This window comes from Klebsiella grimontii (assembly GCF_900200035.1).
GTDB lineage: Bacteria > Pseudomonadota > Gammaproteobacteria > Enterobacterales > Enterobacteriaceae > Klebsiella > Klebsiella grimontii.
Window position 1 is genome coordinate 63730 of sequence record NZ_FZTC01000012.1, and the last position, 17990, is coordinate 81719.

Genomic DNA, 17990 nt, shown 5'->3' on the forward strand with positions numbered 1-17990 from the left:
TCACCGTGCGAAAAATCGTTATGACATCTCTTTTTTGTGAGCCACAGCGCGAAAGCGACGGTCAGTTATACTCCAGCGCAAACGTCACCATGCTATTGGCGGTGCCGGCGGTTACCGCGTCATCCGTCTGTACGTACTGGGCGTTGAAGTTGATATTTTCCGCCGCGCCGGCGCTGCTGGCGGTAATCCGCTTGAGCACAGGTAAGTTGCTGGCCTCGTTAATTTTGACGCCGGTTCCGGCTGCCGGCGCCGGGGCGCTGTTATTGCCGTAGGTGAGCCTGACGCCCACCCCGCTCGCGGAGGCATTGTCTTTGCTGAGCGCCAGGGTATCCGTTCCCCCGCTTTGCGTCGTCACGCCAAAAAAACCAATACGGATATCGGTCGGCGTGGAGCAGAAGACCGGAATGGAGAAGCTCCTGGCGCTGCCGCCGACGGTATTTTTGCCTTTAAACTCCGCTTTATTTACCGCGCCGAGGCTGACGTGAATATTCGCGGTTGAGACCTGACAGCTGCCGCTGCTGCCGATATCGACATTCAGCGCGGCCATATCGAGAGTGACCGGCGGGCTGGCGACAAAAGCGGCACTGCTGTCGGCCTGCTGCTGAATAGTCAGTTCGCCAATCTGCGGCTGCGCCGGAACGTTAGCGTGGTTACCGCTGGCCAGGGCGACCTCGCCGGTCTTATAAAACGTCACGAAGACTTTCACCACAATCTGCTGCTGCGTCAGCAGGTTAGCTATTTCATTGCTGTCGCAAACCGTCACGGACTCCGCGCTACCGGCCGCATGGCTGCCATCAATCACGCGAATGGCGCCGCCGCTGCACTGAAAACCCAACGTGTAGCCCATGCCGTCCAGCGCGGAGGGAAAAACGTGCTGGCCGCCGATCGACAGGGGCGATGAGGCGGTTTTAAGCTGCCGATACACCAGACGTTTAGCCGCCGCTTTCGGCAGCTGAAGATCGCAGGTGAAATGAATTCCGCTGCCGTTATCCGCCATCACGCTGGTCATCTGCGTATTCAGCGGCAGCGTAGGCAGGTACTTGATATTCTGGACGTTAACGGTCATCTGACCGATATCCACTTTGCAGGTTTCCGCCCACCCGCCGTGGCTATAAATCCCGGCCATTAGCAGCAATAAAAACGATACTATGCGCAAAATCACCTCTGTGCTGACCTACTGGCAGACGCCAGAGACGGTTTTTACCGGACTCTGCCCCTGCTGTACGGTATCGGTAAGATGGAAATGCAGCGCGCATTTCCGCGAGATATTGTCGGCGTTCCAGGCGACATCAAGCGTCCCTTCTTGCGGGATACCGCTCAGATAGACCTGCCCGCCATCGGCCACCATGCCGCCCGGAGCCGCGCCTTGCTCGTCTTCAGCCTTATGCAGGCGAACGCTGGCACCAAACGGCAGCGGGCCGCGGCTGTCGCTGAGCGTAAACAGTACGCGGTTGCCGATATGGGTCTGATAGTTTGCCTGCACCACCGCCCCGCCGCCGGGGATCACCGTCTGTCCTTCCAGCTCAACATCGGCATCGTCGGCCAGCGATTCGGTATCGAGCGTAATGGTGTTTTTGCGATACGCCGTCAGCGAGGGCACCACCGCATACCCCCGCCAGTCGGTGTGCACGTTGCTGCCGTTTTGAATCGCCACATCGGCGGCTCCCGGCGCGCGTACGATGGCAAAGCTTTCGCCGACGGTCTGCCCCAGCGTCACGCCATGAGGATGGGCGACGATGGAGCCCGATGCGCCCCAGGTCAGCTGATGGCTTGCGCTATCCTGGCGATAGCCGAGCTGCGCGGTTCCGTAGCCGCCATGGTAATCTAGCGATGCGCTGCTGTTACTCCCCTGGCCGCCGTTAGCGTAGCCCTGCTGCAGGGAATAATAGAGATTGGGATTACGCGGAATCGAACCATACAGCGACGCCTGCTGCGAGGTGCGTCCGTTATTGCCGGAGGTAGTGCTGTAGCTAATCGCGCTCTCGGCAAGCGGGCCGCCAAGCGGAATGCTCAGGTTGAAGGACCACGAGCGATCGGCTTTTTGGCGATCGGAAGACTGGGTGTAGTAATAACCCACGCCCCACGAAACGCCTCGCCAGGCGCTGTAGAATCCGAGATGGATTGTTTCATCGCGGCTTTGGCGGTGCCAGTATTCCTGCGACCAGGCGGAAATCGCCAGGCTGCTCATACCGCCAAACGCCTGCGATACAGAGATTTCCTCGCGGCTGCGCTTGTTGTCCACGAGACCATTGCGGCTCTCAAGCGCGTTGGCCTCGCTAAAGTCGTAATAACCGCCAGAAGAGTAGCGATAGCTGGCGAGGCTAAATGAGGTGCCGGTTCCGGCAAAATCCTTCTGGTACTGCACGCGCAGCGAGTGGCCCGCCGAGCGCTTTCCCGACGGCGTCGTGGTGTTGGCCCATGTCGCATCGCCCCCAAGCGAGCCCAGCTCGCCAAAGCCGCGTCCGACGCCGAGCGCCCAGGACTGGTAATCCTGCGCCAGCTGGCTACCGCCGTAGAGCGTGAACTCAGCCGGCAGCCCATAAAATAGCGTCCCCTGTAAAAACGTCGGCGATGGCGTCCGGCTCTGCCCCGAATGGTAGCGCCCGGCGCTCAGGCTGAATTTCACCCGTCCTTCGCGCAGCATAAACGGTACGGCTGAAAAGGGTTGGGTAAAGGTCCGCACCGAACCGTCGCTCTCTTTTACCTGGACTTCGAGGTCGCCGCTTTGCGCCGTCGGATAGAGATCGCTTATGGCGAACGCCCCCGGCGAAACGAACGTTTCATAGATAACGTAGCCATGCTGGGAGATGGTGACTTTCGCATTGCTGTGCGCCATCCCGCGGATCGTCGGGGCGAAGCCGCGCTGGCTATCCGGCAGCATTTCATCATCGGACATCAGCTGGACGCCGCGAAACTGCACGCTGTCGAAAACGTCGCCGCTCGTAAAGGTATCGCCCATCCGCAGCAGGCTTTTGAGTGACTTCAGGTCGCGCTGCAGCCAGGTGCTCTGTGAATTCCAGCGCCGGGTCCGGTCATACTCCATCGACGAGACGTTACGCAGTCGCCAGGCGCCAAAGTTCACTCCGCTGCGTAAATTCAGATAGCTGGAGCGGCTGTTGTCATCCGACTGCCGGGTTTGCGACCCGGTCAGGTTGTAGTTAACAAACGCCGCCGGAATCCCCTCATCCCAGCGCGCCGGATCGACGTACCCGCGGCTTTGCACGTTCATTGCCGCCTGGGGAATGCTTAAGTTCAGGCGCTGAGTGGCAAAGTCAAAACGGCTGCTGGCATCGGGGATATAGCGTTCGATGTGGGTGAACGGCTCTCCCTCATGCAGGGTATTAAACGCCGGGAAAGCGCTGACGTTGACGCCATATTCCGCCAGCTGCGCCGGGGTTAACTGCGGCTGCAGCGCGCCGTTGCTGTCGACAAATGTCACCTCGCTCTGGGCTATTTCCTGGTTATTTACCCAGATGCTGACCGGATATGTCCCGGGCTGCTGGCCGCCTGATTTAGCAAAATAGTGTAAATCAGCGGTCTTTTGCTGCGGATTGGCAAATTCTAATGCCGCCGGATCAAAGTAGTCCTCCGCCCGCGCGATACCGCTTTGGCACAGCAGAAAAATCGCCGTCGGCAATAAGAAAATCCCGCCGGTTGGCGCCGCGATCGCCGAATAAACGGAAGTCATATCAGAAGTGTTATTTTTCACAATATCCCGACCAGGCGAAGCAAAATAATTACTGTTGCGCGTAATCCGTAATACCACCGAAGTCATTAATAGCGCGCCATTTAACTACCCCGGAATGAGTAATCGGCCACTCTTTATGGTCAAGGGGGCCAATCATGCCGGGTTCAGGAATGTCTGTCGCGCCAACCGAAATAACAAAAAAGGAGACAAAATAGGGCGTCGGGTTTTGGGCAACCAGTCTGGAACCTTCGATTTTAAACGTCACCTTGCGCCATGCATCGGCAGGCTCCCCCGGGAGACCATTCGGACGATAGAAAATCTTAAATTTTGATTTAATATTAACCTGAAGCTTATTCGCTTCATCTTTTTTCGTGGGCGCAATGCTTTTTACGTTGAGCCAAAAAACGGATTCGCGATCGGTGGGCAGCGTTCCGCCAATATAGTTAATACGCAATACGTTCTGCTGTTCGGGATCGAGACGGAAAAGCGGCGGCGTCACAATAAAAGGCACGCGGCTTTTATTGTTTTCCGCATAGTTTTCCACCCACGATTGCACCAGATAAGGTGAATGAGTATCCGCGTTGGTGACCGATATTGCGGCTTCACGTTTCCCTTCCTGATAAACAACACGGGTTCCTCCCATGACAATACCGGCCTGTGCCGCAGTTGATAGCAATAAAAAGGCTATCGCGGCGATCGTTCGTTTCATAATGACTACCGTCCGGGAATAATAAAAGCGGGTATCACGACCTGAAGCTGATAAAAAATTTGCAGTAATGCTGCAGCCCGTATTTCAGCCAGGCGGCGGCTCGGTCTGGGAAGCCATGAATAACCGCAGCTTTACCCGCTTTTAGGGTATTAGTTGTAAACCATATTGAAGTTGGCCGTACCGTTGGCAGAACCGGCGGAAACCGCGCTGGTTGAGACATAGTCGGCAAAGAATTCCAGATCGGCGGTACCTGTCGCCGCCCCGCTCGCGCCAGCGGTAACGCTGTGGCCGCGTGACACGGCGCCGAGATCAACCGGCGTTGACTTGTCGTCTTCGTAAAGCTTTATCGCCACCCCGCTTGCGGTACCGTTAATCGCCAGCAGATCGCTATTGTTGGTATCGCGGGTACCGTCAAACAGTACCGAGACGGTGGTAACGGTGGAAGGACAATCTTTTACTTTGATGTGGAAGGCGGTTTTCGTCGTTTCAGAACCAGCGCCGGTAAAATAGCTGCTCGCCCATTTCCCCAGATCGACGCTTTGGTTCGCGCTGGTGCTATCGACATTACAGGAGGAGTCAGTAATGGAGCCGGTAAATTCTACCTGGCCGCCCGTGCCCTGGGTTCCCGCATTAGAACCGGGGTTAACGGTCATTGCTGAACTGGCCGGTTGTGAAGGACTGGATAATGCGCTAGCGGAAGCCAGAGCACCGACAAACATTGCCATAATACGAAATTGCGTTTTCATTATTCATCTCATCTCTAACTTATATTTTCGGCAGATTGAGCGCGAGGGCTTAAGCCTCGTACAAATCTGCGTACAGATCCTCCATGTTAATAATATTCGCGTTCCGTCCGCAGGATAGCAGGCAGCAAAAAATCTGAGCTGCTTATTTGACTCTTTTATTAAAAAGAAAGTTACTTCGGCGTAATTGATAAACCATTCATTAAGGGAACAAATAAATACTATCCTTACCCATTACAATTCGCAATATTTTGTTATGTTAATGAAATGCTGTTTTATTTTACATATGAAAATAATATTCAAAACATTGCTCTGTTTGTTAATTAACGCAACCAAAAATCACGAGACAACAACATTAAAAATCAACATCAGACAGTGTAATTTAACAATCACACTTAAATTTACCGCGATTTTTCGGCAATCATTCTGTGAGCGGACCGTGAATTTACACAATATTAGGATAAATCCTAGATTGGTTTTAATCTTATTTTCGTAACCAAATAAACAATAATCACCTGAGTAATTATATATAGGGGATATCAATGGCAAGGGTATTTCATGTGAAAGTAAGGAAGGCAAAACGAATAACAGCACTTTCTTTGTGGAATAATAAACCCGCAATCCGTGCTGAAGATTGCGGGTTTTCCTAAAATAAATAGCTGACGGCGCCGATCAGAACAGACCCAGCGGCGCCGTGCCGTAGCTCACCAGCAGGTTCTTCGTCTGCTGATAGGCGTTAAGCGCCATCTTATGGGTTTCGCGCCCTACGCCGGACTGTTTGTAACCGCCGAACGCGGCGTGCGCAGGGTAAATATGATAGCAGTTGGTCCACACTCGGCCGGCCTTAATGCCGCGCCCCATGCGATAGGCCAGATTGGTATCCCGCGTCCACACCCCGGCCCCAAGGCCAAACTGGGTCTGGTTAGCAATAGACAGCGCCTCGGCTTCATCTTTAAAGGTGGTGACGCCGATAACCGGGCCAAAGATCTCCTCCTGGAAGCTGCGCATATCGTTGCGCCCCTGAATCAGCGTCGGCTGAATATAGAAACCGTTATCCAGTTCGGCAGAGATACTGGCGCGTTCGCCGCCGGTCAGGATCTTACCGCCTTCATCGCGGGCGATCTTAATATAGGAAAGGATCTTATCGAACTGCTGACGCGACGCCTGCGCGCCGATCATCGTGTCGGTATCAAAGGGGTCGCCGCGGCGAATTTGCGCTACCTTATCCATGACCCGCGCCATAAAGGGCTCGTAGATAGACTCCTGAATCAGCGCGCGGGACGGGCAGGTGCAGACCTCGCCCTGGTTAAAGAAGCCCAGCACCAGGCCCTCTACCGCCTTCTCGATATACTCTTCTTCGCCTTCCATCACGTCGGCAAAATAGATATTCGGCGACTTCCCGCCCAGCTCAACGGTACAGGGGATAATATTTTCCGCCGCGCAGGCCATAATATGCCGGCCTACCGGCGTGGAGCCGGTAAAGGCGATTTTGGCGATGCGTTTACTGGTTGCCAGCGCTTCGCCCGCCTCTTTGCCAAAACCCTGCACCACGTTAAGCACGCCCGCCGGGAACAGATCGCCAATAATCTCCAGCAGCAGCGTAATGCTAAGCGGCGTCTGCTCCGCCGGTTTAAGTACCACGCAGTTGCCAGCCGCCAGCGCCGGAGCCAGCTTCCAGGCGGCCATCAGCAGCGGGAAGTTCCACGGAATTATTTGCCCGACCACGCCGAGAGGCTCATGGAAATGGTAAGCCACCGTCGTTTCATCAATCTCCGCCGTGCTTCCCTCCTGCGCGCGCAGGCAGCCGGCGAAATAGCGGAAGTGATCGACCGCCAGCGGCAGATCGGCGTTAAGGGTTTCGCGGATCGGCTTGCCGTTATCCCAGCTCTCCGCCACCGCCAGATATTCCAGATTGGCTTCAATACGGTCGGCAACCTGCAGCAGCAGATTCGCGCGATGCTGAGCCGACGTTTTACCCCAGGCGTCGGCGGCCCGGTGCGCCGCATCAAGGGCGAAGTCGATATCTTTGGCATCAGAACGCGGAAACTGCCCGATGTTGCTACCGTCGACCGGGGAGGTATTCATAAAGAATTCACCGCCGATCGGTTCGACAAATTTACCGTCAATAAAGTTACCGTAGGCTGACTTCAGTGCAACCAAAGCGCCCGGCGTGCCAGGATGTGCATAACGCATCGCGAATCTCCTTCATGTAGGGTTGAAGCGCAGCGGCGTATTAGTTTTGTACGGCTGCTCGCTGCGCCTCTCCTCCATTGCAGGGGTTATGCCATTTTTCCAGGTTTAAAATAATTATTTATTTTCAATTACTTAATAAATTCACTTTTCGTTCTGTCGCACGGAATGTCTCTTATGTGTCGCAAATCGCAACACTACAAAAACCTTATAGCTACAATATTGCAACACAAATAAAACCACGAGGTGTCCCGTGCCAGGAAATCCGTTTGCCCTGACGCCAGAGATCGAAGCGAGTCCGCTGCTGAGCGACTCCTGGTGCCGCAGCCAGCGCTATGGCCTCGACCCCGCCACGGATGACTTCCCTCGCCTGCACGCCAGCGAACTGGCCGAGAGGCTCGCCAGCCACAGCCGCCTGCAAACGCTGGCCCAGCCGGTCGTCAATGCGCTTTCCCGCAAAGTCAACGACCTGCAATCCGTCGTGGTTCTCTCCGACGCCAGCGGTCTGGTTTTGCAAACCTTTGGCGATACGCACGCCATGCAGAAAGCGCAGCGCTTCGCTTTAGCGCCGGGCAATCTGTGGAGCGAAAGCGGACGCGGAACCAACGCCATTGGCACCGCGCTGGCGATTGACGACAGCTGCGAAATCGATGGCCGCCAGCATTTCCTGACCAGCAACCGGGGACTTTATTGCGCCGCCGTGCCGCTGCAAAGCCCCGATGGCAATATCGCCGGGGTGCTGGATATCTCCGGCCCGGCGCACTATCCGCACGCGCGAACGCTGGCGTGGGTGAAAGGCGCCGCGAAGCAAATAGAATATCTGTGGTTTAAGCAGAGTCTGCATCCGCAGCAGTGGCTGATGAGCCTGCATCCTCAGCCGGAGAAACTCGACGGCGTCGACGAACTGCTGCTGGTGTTTACGGACACGGTTCTGACGGCCGCCAACCGGCTGGCGATGCGCGAATTCTCGCTCAACGCAGAACAGTTCGGCCATCTCACCTTCCAGCAGCTTTTTCCACGGCTGCGGCAAACCGCCGTCAGCATACCGCTGCCGCTCGCCGCCGGGGATCGGCACTACTATTACCGTCTGCGCGCGCCCGCTACCGCAAGCGTCGCGGTGACCCCACGCCCAGGTATCGATCTGCCCTTCTCCAGCCAGCGCGAAGGGGAGAAGCTGCTGCGTCTGCTTAACGCCGGGATCGGTTTGTGTATCGAAGGCGAAACCGGCTGCGGCAAAGAGTACGTCAGCCGCACCCTGCACCGGCACAGCCGCTGGAGCGGCGGCAAGTTCGTCGCCATCAACTGCGCCGCCATTCCGGAATCGCTGATTGAATCCGAGCTGTTTGGCTACCAGCCCGGGGCGTTTACCGGCGCAAACAAAAACGGCTATATCGGCAAAATTCGCGAGGCCGACGGCGGCGTGCTGTTTCTTGACGAGATCGGCGATATGCCGTTAACGCTGCAGACCCGGCTGCTGAGGATCTTACAGGAGAAAGAGGTCACGCCGCTTGGCGCCAGCCGGAGCTCGCCGGTTAACTTCGCTGTGATTTGCGCCACCCACCGCAACCTGGCGCAGCGCGTCGCGGAAGGTACCTTCCGCGAAGATCTGCTCTACCGCCTGCGCGAGTTTGCTCTGACGCTGCCGCCGCTGCGCGAGTGGCCTGAACTCCCGGCGTTTATCCAGCGATTGTGGCGCGATCTTGGCGGAGAAAAGCGTCGCGTCGCGCTGGGCCCGGCGCTTGTGCAACACCTGGCGACTCAGCCCTGGCCAGGCAACGTCCGCCAGCTGCAAAGCCTGATGAGGGTACTGCTGGCGCTCGCCGAAGAGGGTGAAACGCTGACAGTGGGTGATTTGCCCCAGGAATACCGAAGTTCGCCCGCCCCCCGCCCGCCGCGTGGGCTTCAGCAGCACGATGCGCAGCTGATTGCCGATACGCTGGCAAGCTATAACGGCAATATCAGTAAGGCCGCGCAGGCTTTAGGCGTCGCGCGCAGCACGCTGTATCGCCGCGCCGCTCGTCGCGGAAGCCGCTTCTGATTCGCTCGCGGCGTGAAGCGCAGCGGCCATATTACCGTCATTACCGTTACCAGGTTTCAGCCGCGCCATTTTGTCACTGCAGCATTCAGTGCTGGCGCACTGCGGCTTTTTATTTTAGACTTCACTAAATTTAGAAAAGACTAAAATAAATGAATACACCCGAACAGCTACAGGCCAGCGCCGGGGAAGCCGCCGCGCTGCTGAAAGCCATGAGCCACCCCAGTAGGCTATTGATTCTGTGCATGCTATGCGATGCGCCGGGCACCAGCGCCGGCGAACTGGCGCGCATCACCGGGCTGAGCCCCTCCGCAACCTCCCAGCATCTGGCGCGAATGCGCGATGAAGGCCTGATCGGCTGCGAACGTCAGGCGCAGCGCATCCACTACTTCATTACCCGGCCAGCGGTTCGGCACATCGTCACCACGCTGAAGTCAATCTATTGCCCTTAAGGAGCGTTTATGACTATTGCTACTCTTTCTCCTGCCGAAGCCCGGGCCCTCATCGACCACGGCGCGCGGCTGATCGATATCCGCGATGCCGATGAATACGCCCGCGAGCATATTCCCGGCGCGGAACTCGTGCCGCTGGCAACCCTGACGAATGGCGCGGCGCTGCGCGCCAGCCCTGAAGAGACGATCGTTTTTCACTGTCAGGCGGGTTCGCGCACGCAGAATAATGCCGCCCGTCTGGCGCAGGCCGCCGCACCGGCGCAGGCAAAGCTGCTGGCTGGCGGAATTCAGGCGTGGAAAGCGGCGGGTCTGCCGGTGAAAGAGGATAAATCTCAGCCGCTGCCGCTGATGCGCCAGGTCCAGATCGTCGCCGGGGTTCTGATCTTGCTTGGCGTCGCTTTAGGTTACGCTTTTAACAGCGGCTTTTTTCTGCTTAGCGCCTTCGTCGGCACCGGATTAACCTTCGCCGGGATCACCGGTTTTTGCGGTATGGCGCGTCTTTTGGCTTTGATGCCGTGGAACCGCCTCTAGCCTCTACCTCTTTTGCTCAGTTGTTGGTAACGCTTTTGCTGAGCTATGGTTATTGTCAGCGAAAGATTTATCAGCACACAGGAGAAGCAGTATGTTTTCAGTCGGTGACCTGGTACAACCGCGCGCGGGTGGGCCAAAACTTAAAGTCGTTGAAGTCGAGGACGATCGCATTATTGCCGTTCAGGCAAGCAACGAGCAGGGCGAGAAATATACGCTGAAGGCAGCCGATGTGACGGCATATAAAGAAGACGGCGATTTTGGCGTATGCTGATTAAGCCGGGTAACGATAACGGTGGGTTTCCCCACCGTTTTAACGATTAGATCAGGAAACTATCAAGGGATTTTCCCTCAGCCACCGCTTTCGCAAGCGGCTTCGGCATACGTCCCTGCCCGGTCCACGTTTTCTCGGCGCCGGTATGATCGGTAAAACGATATTTAGGCGGACGCGGCTGGCGCTTTTTGTTGCCTTTCGAGGAAGCGCTATTGTGGCCCACTAATTGTTCAGGCGTAATACCATCAGCAATCATTAATTCCAGCCAGGTATTTAGTTTCTCCTGATGTTCTGCCCGCAGTGCCTGAGCAGCCTGCTCTTCAGCACGTTTTTCTTCAGTGACGGTCCTTAGCTTTGCCAGCATATCTTCAAGCACGTCAATGGAGAATTCACGGGACATGGCGCGGAGTGAACGGATATTATTCAATTTCTCTAATAGTAATGACATATAATTCAAAAAATTCCCAAATAGCAAATGAAACAAAGATTACGGCGCTAGTTTAATTGATACGATTATTTATTTCCAGCCTTTCACTAATTGCGGATATAGCATCCGCTATATTTGACAATAAATAAGATAAACAAATCGATAAAAGCGAAATTTCACGCAGTGAATAAACCTGGGCGAAAAGAAAAATATCAACCAGCCACTACCTTTAGCTTATTTCCTGCATGCTCAGCAGGTTATCCGTATATCCACGCCAGGCCATCACAAGGCGGCACTGACGCTGGCGGAATAGTCATGCAAAAAATCTGAATGCTCACCCAGCGAATAAATCAGCATATCATGCTGACATTTTGCTTTTTGACGAGTAAAAAATGCCAAAAGTGACGCTACGCCCGCCGCGACGCGATTCTGTCGCGCAATCGCCCTCTCTCGCCCCGGCCTCCCGCCGATCCCTACGGCGCACAAATCAACTATCTATTTGAAATGTATTATAAAAATAAACAATGGCAACAAAAGTAGCGTAACGAACAAAAAACAGCCTGAAGCAGAGTATTTTATCGACCAAAAGCCTTTAAATAAAAATTTATAGCTAGTTGCCTCTTTTAATGCAGAGATATAATCTACGCACATCAAAACAGGCACCCAAAAACGCTGATTTCCCGCCAATCTTCTGGCATTATCGACTTCATTTTCGAGGAGCACACCGATGTTCTCTGCGCAGTCCCGCTTGCGTCATGCGGTAGCAGACACCTTTGCGATGGTGGTTTACTGCACCGTTGTAAACATGATGATCGAAATTTTTCTCTCCGGAATGACTTTTCAGCAGTCGTTATCTTCGCGACTGGTGGCGATTCCGGTGAACATTATTATTGCGGTGCCTTACGGCTTTTATCGCGATTTCGCGATGCGCCAGGCGCGTCGCATCAGCGCGTCCGGCTGGATGAAGAACATTGCCGATGTGGTGGCCTATGTGACGTTCCAGTCACCGGTATACGTGGCGATTCTGCTGGTTGTCGGCGCCGACTGGCATCAGATAGCCGCGGCGGTGAGTTCCAATATCGTGGTATCAATGATGATGGGCGCCGCGTACGGCTATTTCCTCGACTACTGCCGTCGCCTGTTCCGCGTCAGCCCCCTGCCCGCAGGCCAAAGCCTGAGTTGATGCAAAAAAGCGACTGGTTCCGCCAGCCGCTTTTTGTCAGCTATACTGCGTTTCGCCAAACAGGCCGCTCAGAAAACGCTCAAGCGCCATTCGCGAACTGAACCCGTGTGGAATACCATAATGCTGTTGAGCATCCCCCGCTAAATAGAGCGGGAACTGCTCATAATGATCGCAGGTTTTGATATCCGACGCGGGCTCCGCAAGCGTTGTGCTGCGCTCTTTTAAAGCCGGATGAATAATTAACGCGGTACGCCCCATACGAGCTTCACGGTTCACATAAACATAATTATCGCCACGGCGATAGCCGTACGCTTTTTGCGTCACAACATCCATGGTGAAGCCGGCTTTTTCAAGAACACGCGCCACCTCATCGGGTCTTAAATACATACTCATTCCTCATTATCTTTTACCGCACGTTAACCTTACCTTATTCATTAAAGGCAACGCTTTCGGAATATTCCATAAAGGGCTATTTACAGCATAATTCAAAATCTTGTCCTACACTTATAGACTCAATGGAATTAAGGGAGAAACCAATGGCCAACCGAGCAAACCGCAACAACGTAGAAGAGAGCGCTGAAGATATCCATAACGATGTCAGCCAATTAGCGGATACGCTGGAAGAGGTGCTGAAATCGTGGGGCAGCGACGCCAAAGACGAAGCGGAGGCCGCGCGCAAAAAAGCGCAGGCGCTGCTGAAAGAGACCCGCGCCCGGCTTAACGGCAACAACCGCGTCCAGCAGGCGGCGTGCGACGCCATGGGCTGCGCTGACAGCTACGTGCGCGACAAACCGTGGCAAAGCGTCGGCGCCGCAGCAGCCGTTGGGGTATTTATTGGCGTATTACTGAATTTACGTCGATAATAAAACTGCCAGACCCATGAAGATAACAAATACGCGTCGACCCCTGCTCTGCAGGGGTTTTTGTTATCTCTTCGCGTAAAGCGCGGCATCAAGCTTACGCACGGCCTCGTTGGCCATTTCCGCCGACGTCAGATTAGTGAAGCTCATGATCAGCCCCCCATCTCCCCGACTCTCCATCCGCCAGTCGCTCAGCGCCTGGACGGCCAGACCGGCCCGCCTGGCGCGCTGCGCCAGAAGGCGATCGTCACCGGCCACCCTGACCACCATCTGGATCCCCCCCGCTTGAGGCACCACGGTAAAGCCCTGCGCGCGTAGCGCCGACTCAAGCCACAGGCGGCGCTGGGCATAGCTGGCGCGCATTTTCTTCAGATGTCGCCAGAAGTGGCCTTCGCGAATAAAATCCGCCAGCGTCTGCTGCCACAGCGTCGGCACGCTACAGCTCATTAGCGCGGCCTGTTCACGAAACTGCGCCACCAGCGGTTCAGGCACCACCAGCCAGGCAGCGCGCAATGCCGGAAACAAAGACTTGCTGAACGCCCCGGCATAGATGACCCGCTGCGGGGCGTCGAGGCTTTTCAGCGGCGGCAGCGGCTTACCGTGATAGCGGAATTCGCTATCGTAATCATCTTCGATAATCCACGCGTTATTCTGCGCCGCCCATAGCAGGAGCTGTCTGCGCCTGGACAGCGAGAGCGCCACGCCGAGCGGGCTCTGATGAGCCGGGGTCAGCAGCGCGAAATGGGCAGTCGGGTAATGCCGCTGCGCCCAGGCAATATCCATCCCGTCGTCGTCGACCGGAACGGGGTTGATCGCTACCCCCTCGTCGTTCACTACCGGGCGGATCAGCGGAAACCCCGGATCTTCCATCCACATTTGCTGGCCAGGCCGCGCCAGCGTGCGCAATATAAGGCGCATCGAGGCCGCGTAGCTACCGGTGATCAAGACCTGCTCAGGCCGACATTCAATGCTGCGCGACAGGCGCAAATAATCGGCGATCGCCCGGCGAAGCGTCAGTTCTCCGCAGGGATCGCCTGGCGCAAGGTCAAAACGCGTTTGCGTACGCAGACGCCGCCCCATCACGCGCGCCCACAGGCCGCGTGGAAACAGATCCAGCGCGGGCAGCCCCAGCTGAAACGGCAGCGGCGCCGCGGGCTCATCGCCCGCGACGGGCTGAACGGGCGCGTTTTGCTGCGGAATAAGCCGCTCGCTAACAAAGGTCCCCGCCTGTCCGCGCCGCTCCAGCCACCCCTGCGCCACCAGCTCGCCCCAGGCGTTCTCAACCGTCGCCCGCGATACGCCAAGCTCCTGAGCATATACCCGGCTCGCAGGCAGCCTGCTGCCGGGAGCCAGCTCGCCGCGCTCAATCGCCTGCTTAAGCTGCCTGGCAATGCGTCGGTAATGGGGGATTTTTTGGGCGTCCATCATGGTCTGCTTTTTTCATCACAATATGGCTATCTTATGCAGTCCATTATAGTGCTATTTTCCTCGCGTCTTAATGAGGAGAGTAAAATGAACACACTACGTCAGCCGTACAATGAACTGAGCCCGGAAGTCTATAACGCCCTGGTTCAGGCCAAAATTGCGCTGGAAAAAAGCGAGCTGGATGGCGCGCTGATCGAACTGGTGTATTTGCGGGTGTCGCAAATCAACGGCTGCGCCTTCTGCCTGGAGATGCACAGCAAAGCCCTGCGTAAATCCGGTGTGGCGCAGAACAAGCTGGACGCGCTGGCAGGCTGGCGGGTGAGCGCCCATTTCAGCGATGCCGAACGCGCGGCGCTGGCGTGGGCGGAATCGGTCACCCATATCGCCGAAAGCCATGCGCAAGACGATGTTTATCTGCCGCTGCTGGACCATTTTAGCGCCCGCCAGATTAGCGATCTGACCTTCGCCATCAGCCTGATGAATGCCTTTAACCGCCTGGCGGTGAGCATGCGCCTGTAATTTCACGTTACAAAGTCCCGCCCCCCGCAGAATCCTTTTGCGGGGGCTAATCTTTACAAAAACCATATATATTGCGTTGTTGAACTTTTAAATAACTACATCTAGTATTTCCTTTATCGGTAACCCATAGCACGCGACGTCAGTTTTAGCGCCGTACTGCTATTTTAAATGGAAATACGAATCATGCGCATTACTATTTACACTAAAAACGACTGCGTACAGTGCCATGCCACTAAGCGGGCCATGGAAACCCGCGGGTTTGAATTCGACACGATCAATATCGACCACCATCCTGAAGCCGTCGATCTGCTGCGCGAGCAAGGTTTCCGCCAGCTGCCGGTGGTCATTGCCGGAGAGACCCGCTGGTCCGGCTTTCGTCCCGACATGATCAACCGCCTGCGCCCGACAGTTACAGCGGCCAGCGTATGAGCCTGATCGTCTACTTCTCCAGCAGTTCGGAAAACACGCACCGGTTTGTCCAGCGTCTGGGGCTGCCCGCCGTGCGTATTCCGCTTAACGAGCGCGAGCGCATCCAGGTAGACGAACCCTACATTCTCATCGTCCCCAGCTATGGCGGCGGCGGCACGGCGGGCGCGGTCCCTCGACAGGCGATCCGCTTTCTTAACGATCCGCACAACCGCCAGCTCATTCGCGGCGTCATCGCCGCGGGCAACCGCAATTTTGGCGAGGCCTATGGCCGGGCTGGCGACGTCATCAAGCAGAAATGCGGCGTACCGTATCTCTATCGTTTTGAACTGATGGGCACCCCGCAAGATGTCGACAACGTGCGTAAAGGAGTAAGCGAATTTTGGCAACGACAACCGCAGAACGTATAACCAGCGAGGCGCCGGATTTCCACGCCCTCAACGCGATGCTGAATCTCTACGACAGCAACGGCCGCATCCCGTTTGACAAAGACCATCAGGCGGTGGCGGCGTTTATGGCCAGCCACGTCGCGCCCAATACCGTGCCCTTCGCCAGCCAGGACGACAAGCTGATGTGGCTGGTCGCCGAAGGCTATTACGATGCCAGGGTGCTGGCACGCTACGATCGCCAGTTTATTCTCGAGCTATTTGCCCATGCCCGGGACGGCGGTTTTCGCTTCCAGACGTTTCTCGGCGCATGGAAGTTCTATACCAGCTACGCGCTGAAAACCTTCGATGGAAAGCGCTACCTGGAAGACTTTGCCGACCGCACCTGCATGGTGGCCCTGGCCCTGGCGCAGGGTAACGAGACGCTGGCCCATCAACTGACCGATGAGATCCTCTCCGGGCGCTTTCAGCCCGCCACGCCGACGTTCCTCAACGCCGGTAAACAGCAGCGCGGCGAACTGGTCTCCTGCTTTCTGCTGCGTATCGAAGATAATATGGAATCCATTGGCCGGGCGGTGAACTCGGCGCTGCAGCTATCCAAGCGCGGCGGCGGCGTGGCGTTTCTGCTCTCCAACCTTCGCGAAGCCGGGGCGCCAATCAAGCGCATCGAGAATCAGTCCTCCGGCGTGGTACCGGTGATGAAAATGCTGGAAGACGCCTTCTCCTACGCCAACCAGCTCGGCGCGCGCCAGGGGGCCGGCGCGGTCTATCTGCACGCCCATCATCCCGATATCCTGCGGTTCCTGGATACCAAACGCGAGAACGCCGATGAAAAAATCCGCATTAAAACGCTCTCTCTCGGCGTCGTGATTCCGGATATCACCTTTCAGCTAGCGAAAGAAGATGCGCAGATGGCGCTGTTCTCCCCCTACGACGTCGAGCGCCTGTACGGTAAAGCGTTCGGCGATATCGCGGTAAGCGAAATGTATGCGCAACTGGTGGCCGACGAGCGGGTCAGCAAACGCTGGATCCGCGCCCGCGACCTGTTCCAGCGGCTGGCGGAAATTCAGTTTGAGTCCGGCTATCCGTACATCATGTTTGAAGACACGGTGAATCGCGCGAACCCGATTGCCGGGCGCATCAATATGAGCAACCTGTGCTCGGAGATCCTGCAGGTCAACTCGCCTTCTACCTTTGACGAAAACCTGGATTACGCCAGCATCGGCCAGGATATCTCCTGCAACCTCGGCTCGCTGAATATCGCCCACACCATGGACTCTCCTGATTTCGCCCGCACGGTCGAGGTCGCGGTGCGCGGCCTGACGGCGGTTTCCGAGATGAGCGACATCCGTTCGGTACCGTCCGTGGCGGCGGGCAATGCCGCTTCGCACGCCATCGGCCTTGGGCAGATGAATCTGCACGGCTATCTGGCGCGCGAAGGTATTGCCTACGGTAGCGAAGCGGGCCTGGATTTCACCAATTTCTATTTCTATACCATCACCTGGCACGCGCTGCGCACCTCGATGCTGATAGCGCGGGAAAAAGGGACGCGTTTTGCCGGATTCGAGCAGTCGCGGTACGCCAGCGGCGACTATTTCCGCCCCTACCTGGAAGGCGACTGGCAGCCGAAAACGGCGACAGTCCGCGCGCTGTTCGCCCGTGCCGGTATTGTCCTGCCCGACCGCGATATGTGGCGGCAGCTGCGCGATGACGTGATGCGCTACGGTATTTATAACCGCAACCTGCAGGCGGTGCCGCCGACGGGCTCGATTTCCTACATCAACCACGCGACCTCCAGCATCCATCCGATCGTGTCGAAGATTGAGATCCGCAAGGAGGGGAAAACCGGACGGGTTTACTATCCGGCGCCGTTTATGACCAACGACAACCTGGCGCTGTATCAGGATGCTTACGAAATCGGCCCGCAGAAGATCATCGACACCTACGCCGAGGCGACGCGTCACGTCGATCAGGGGCTGTCGCTAACCCTATTCTTCCCCGATACCGCCACCACGCGCGACATCAACAAAGCGCAAATCTACGCGTGGAAGAAGGGCATCAAAACGCTATATTACATCCGTCTGCGCCAGCTGGCGCTGGAAGGTACCGAAATTGAAGGCTGCGTGTCCTGCGCGCTATAAGGAG

Annotated in this window: 18 protein-coding genes; 10 read left to right on the forward strand and 8 right to left on the reverse strand. The window is 56.3% G+C overall.

Annotation, left to right across the window (positions count from 1 at the left end; translation table 11 throughout):
- Positions 1-61: 61 nt before the first annotated feature.
- The 5 genes from KOSB73_RS04590 to exaC all read right to left on the reverse strand — a co-directional run bounded on the left by KOSB73_RS04590 (position 62) and on the right by exaC (position 7333).
- Positions 62-1126, reverse strand: coding sequence for a fimbrial protein (locus KOSB73_RS04590; RefSeq protein WP_241185142.1), 1065 nt, complete (start codon positions 1124-1126; stop codon positions 62-64).
- A gap of 48 nt (positions 1127-1174) precedes the next feature.
- Positions 1175-3709 carry a fimbria/pilus outer membrane usher protein gene (locus tag KOSB73_RS04595; protein ID WP_098140303.1) on the reverse strand — a complete coding sequence of 845 codons (2535 nt, stop codon included), beginning with the start codon at positions 3707-3709 and terminating at the stop codon, positions 1175-1177.
- A 28-nt stretch (positions 3710-3737) separates the two neighbouring features.
- Positions 3738-4397: a fimbrial biogenesis chaperone gene (locus tag KOSB73_RS04600; protein ID WP_032710963.1), complete on the reverse strand. Its 660-nt coding sequence runs from the start codon at positions 4395-4397 to the stop codon at positions 3738-3740.
- A gap of 149 nt (positions 4398-4546) precedes the next feature.
- On the reverse strand, positions 4547-5143 hold the full coding sequence (locus tag KOSB73_RS04605) for a fimbrial protein (protein WP_098140279.1): 597 nt from the start codon (positions 5141-5143) through the stop codon (positions 4547-4549).
- 669 nt (positions 5144-5812) lie between these two features.
- Positions 5813-7333 (reverse strand): acetaldehyde dehydrogenase ExaC, encoded by a 1521-nt coding sequence (gene exaC, locus KOSB73_RS04615; RefSeq protein ID WP_004123921.1) that lies wholly within the window; start codon positions 7331-7333, stop codon positions 5813-5815.
- Between the two features lie 250 nt (positions 7334-7583).
- On the opposite strand from exaC, the gene KOSB73_RS04620 reads away from it, so the two are divergent.
- The 4 genes from KOSB73_RS04620 (at position 7584) to KOSB73_RS04635 (ending at position 10619) form a co-directional block, all read left to right on the forward strand.
- Positions 7584-9368: a sigma-54-dependent Fis family transcriptional regulator gene (locus KOSB73_RS04620; protein WP_098140280.1), complete on the forward strand. Its 1785-nt coding sequence runs from the start codon at positions 7584-7586 to the stop codon at positions 9366-9368.
- A gap of 149 nt (positions 9369-9517) precedes the next feature.
- Positions 9518-9817 (forward strand): ArsR/SmtB family transcription factor, encoded by a 300-nt coding sequence (locus KOSB73_RS04625; protein ID WP_004135065.1) that lies wholly within the window; start codon positions 9518-9520, stop codon positions 9815-9817.
- Between the two features lie 9 nt (positions 9818-9826).
- Positions 9827-10348 carry a rhodanese family protein gene (locus KOSB73_RS04630; RefSeq protein ID WP_098140281.1) on the forward strand — a complete coding sequence of 174 codons (522 nt, stop codon included), beginning with the start codon at positions 9827-9829 and terminating at the stop codon, positions 10346-10348.
- A 91-nt stretch (positions 10349-10439) separates the two neighbouring features.
- Positions 10440-10619, forward strand: coding sequence for a YodC family protein (locus KOSB73_RS04635; protein WP_004123934.1), 180 nt, complete (start codon positions 10440-10442; stop codon positions 10617-10619).
- Positions 10620-10665: 46 nt separating this feature from the next.
- On the opposite strand, the gene stpA is transcribed toward KOSB73_RS04635, so the two are convergent.
- Positions 10666-11067, reverse strand: a complete 402-nt coding sequence (stpA, locus tag KOSB73_RS04640) for a DNA-binding protein StpA (RefSeq protein ID WP_004135062.1) — start codon at positions 11065-11067, stop codon at positions 10666-10668.
- Positions 11068-11773: 706 nt separating this feature from the next.
- Here stpA and alaE point away from each other — a divergent pair.
- Complete coding sequence (gene alaE / locus KOSB73_RS04650) at positions 11774-12229, forward strand: L-alanine exporter AlaE (RefSeq protein ID WP_004123939.1); 456 nt, start codon at positions 11774-11776, stop codon at positions 12227-12229.
- A gap of 36 nt (positions 12230-12265) precedes the next feature.
- Here the strand turns inward: alaE and KOSB73_RS04655 are convergent, their stop codons facing one another.
- Entirely contained in the window at positions 12266-12616 is a 351-nt protein-coding gene (locus KOSB73_RS04655) for a DUF2002 family protein (protein WP_004123942.1), read from the reverse strand.
- Between the two features lie 149 nt (positions 12617-12765).
- Between KOSB73_RS04655 and KOSB73_RS04660 the strand changes: the two genes are divergently transcribed.
- Complete coding sequence (locus tag KOSB73_RS04660; protein WP_004123945.1) at positions 12766-13092, forward strand: DUF883 family protein; 327 nt, start codon at positions 12766-12768, stop codon at positions 13090-13092.
- A gap of 63 nt (positions 13093-13155) precedes the next feature.
- Here the strand turns inward: KOSB73_RS04660 and pdxR are convergent, their stop codons facing one another.
- On the reverse strand, positions 13156-14514 hold the full coding sequence (gene pdxR, locus KOSB73_RS04665; protein ID WP_049089879.1) for a MocR-like pyridoxine biosynthesis transcription factor PdxR: 1359 nt from the start codon (positions 14512-14514) through the stop codon (positions 13156-13158).
- A gap of 87 nt (positions 14515-14601) precedes the next feature.
- On the opposite strand from pdxR, the gene KOSB73_RS04670 reads away from it, so the two are divergent.
- From KOSB73_RS04670 to nrdE, 4 genes are all read left to right on the forward strand, one after another.
- Positions 14602-15033 (forward strand): carboxymuconolactone decarboxylase family protein, encoded by a 432-nt coding sequence (locus KOSB73_RS04670; RefSeq protein ID WP_024358417.1) that lies wholly within the window; start codon positions 14602-14604, stop codon positions 15031-15033.
- Between the two features lie 183 nt (positions 15034-15216).
- A complete protein-coding gene (gene nrdH, locus KOSB73_RS04675; RefSeq protein ID WP_004135058.1) occupies positions 15217-15462 on the forward strand; it encodes a glutaredoxin-like protein NrdH in 246 nt (81 codons plus the stop codon).
- A complete protein-coding gene (gene nrdI, locus KOSB73_RS04680) occupies positions 15459-15869 on the forward strand; it encodes a class Ib ribonucleoside-diphosphate reductase assembly flavoprotein NrdI (protein ID WP_004104769.1) in 411 nt (136 codons plus the stop codon). The genes nrdH and nrdI overlap by 4 nt, the downstream gene beginning before the upstream one ends.
- Complete coding sequence (gene nrdE / locus KOSB73_RS04685; RefSeq protein ID WP_098140282.1) at positions 15842-17986, forward strand: class 1b ribonucleoside-diphosphate reductase subunit alpha; 2145 nt, start codon at positions 15842-15844, stop codon at positions 17984-17986. The genes nrdI and nrdE overlap by 28 nt, the downstream gene beginning before the upstream one ends.
- The last annotated feature ends 4 nt before the right edge of the window (positions 17987-17990 follow it).

Bases quoted from the DNA above. Each gene is read 5' to 3' on its own strand.
- KOSB73_RS04605 (WP_098140279.1), bottom strand. From the start codon at position 5,143: ATGAAAACGCAATTTCGTATTATGGCAATGTTTGTCGGTGCTCTGGCT.
- KOSB73_RS04600 (WP_032710963.1), bottom strand. From the start codon at position 4,397: ATGAAACGAACGATCGCCGCGATAGCCTTTTTATTGCTATCAACTGCG.
- KOSB73_RS04635 (WP_004123934.1), top strand. From the start codon at position 10,440: ATGTTTTCAGTCGGTGACCTGGTACAACCGCGCGCGGGTGGGCCAAAA.
- KOSB73_RS04660 (WP_004123945.1), top strand. From the start codon at position 12,766: ATGGCCAACCGAGCAAACCGCAACAACGTAGAAGAGAGCGCTGAAGAT.
- nrdH (WP_004135058.1), top strand. From the start codon at position 15,217: ATGCGCATTACTATTTACACTAAAAACGACTGCGTACAGTGCCATGCC.
- pdxR (WP_049089879.1), bottom strand. From the start codon at position 14,514: ATGGACGCCCAAAAAATCCCCCATTACCGACGCATTGCCAGGCAGCTT.
- alaE (WP_004123939.1), top strand. From the start codon at position 11,774: ATGTTCTCTGCGCAGTCCCGCTTGCGTCATGCGGTAGCAGACACCTTT.
- exaC (WP_004123921.1), bottom strand. From the start codon at position 7,333: ATGCGTTATGCACATCCTGGCACGCCGGGCGCTTTGGTTGCACTGAAG.
- KOSB73_RS04625 (WP_004135065.1), top strand. From the start codon at position 9,518: ATGAATACACCCGAACAGCTACAGGCCAGCGCCGGGGAAGCCGCCGCG.
- KOSB73_RS04670 (WP_024358417.1), top strand. From the start codon at position 14,602: ATGAACACACTACGTCAGCCGTACAATGAACTGAGCCCGGAAGTCTAT.
- stpA (WP_004135062.1), bottom strand. From the start codon at position 11,067: ATGTCATTACTATTAGAGAAATTGAATAATATCCGTTCACTCCGCGCC.
- nrdI (WP_004104769.1), top strand. From the start codon at position 15,459: ATGAGCCTGATCGTCTACTTCTCCAGCAGTTCGGAAAACACGCACCGG.
- KOSB73_RS04590 (WP_241185142.1), bottom strand. From the start codon at position 1,126: ATGGCCGGGATTTATAGCCACGGCGGGTGGGCGGAAACCTGCAAAGTG.
- KOSB73_RS04630 (WP_098140281.1), top strand. From the start codon at position 9,827: ATGACTATTGCTACTCTTTCTCCTGCCGAAGCCCGGGCCCTCATCGAC.
- KOSB73_RS04655 (WP_004123942.1), bottom strand. From the start codon at position 12,616: ATGTATTTAAGACCCGATGAGGTGGCGCGTGTTCTTGAAAAAGCCGGC.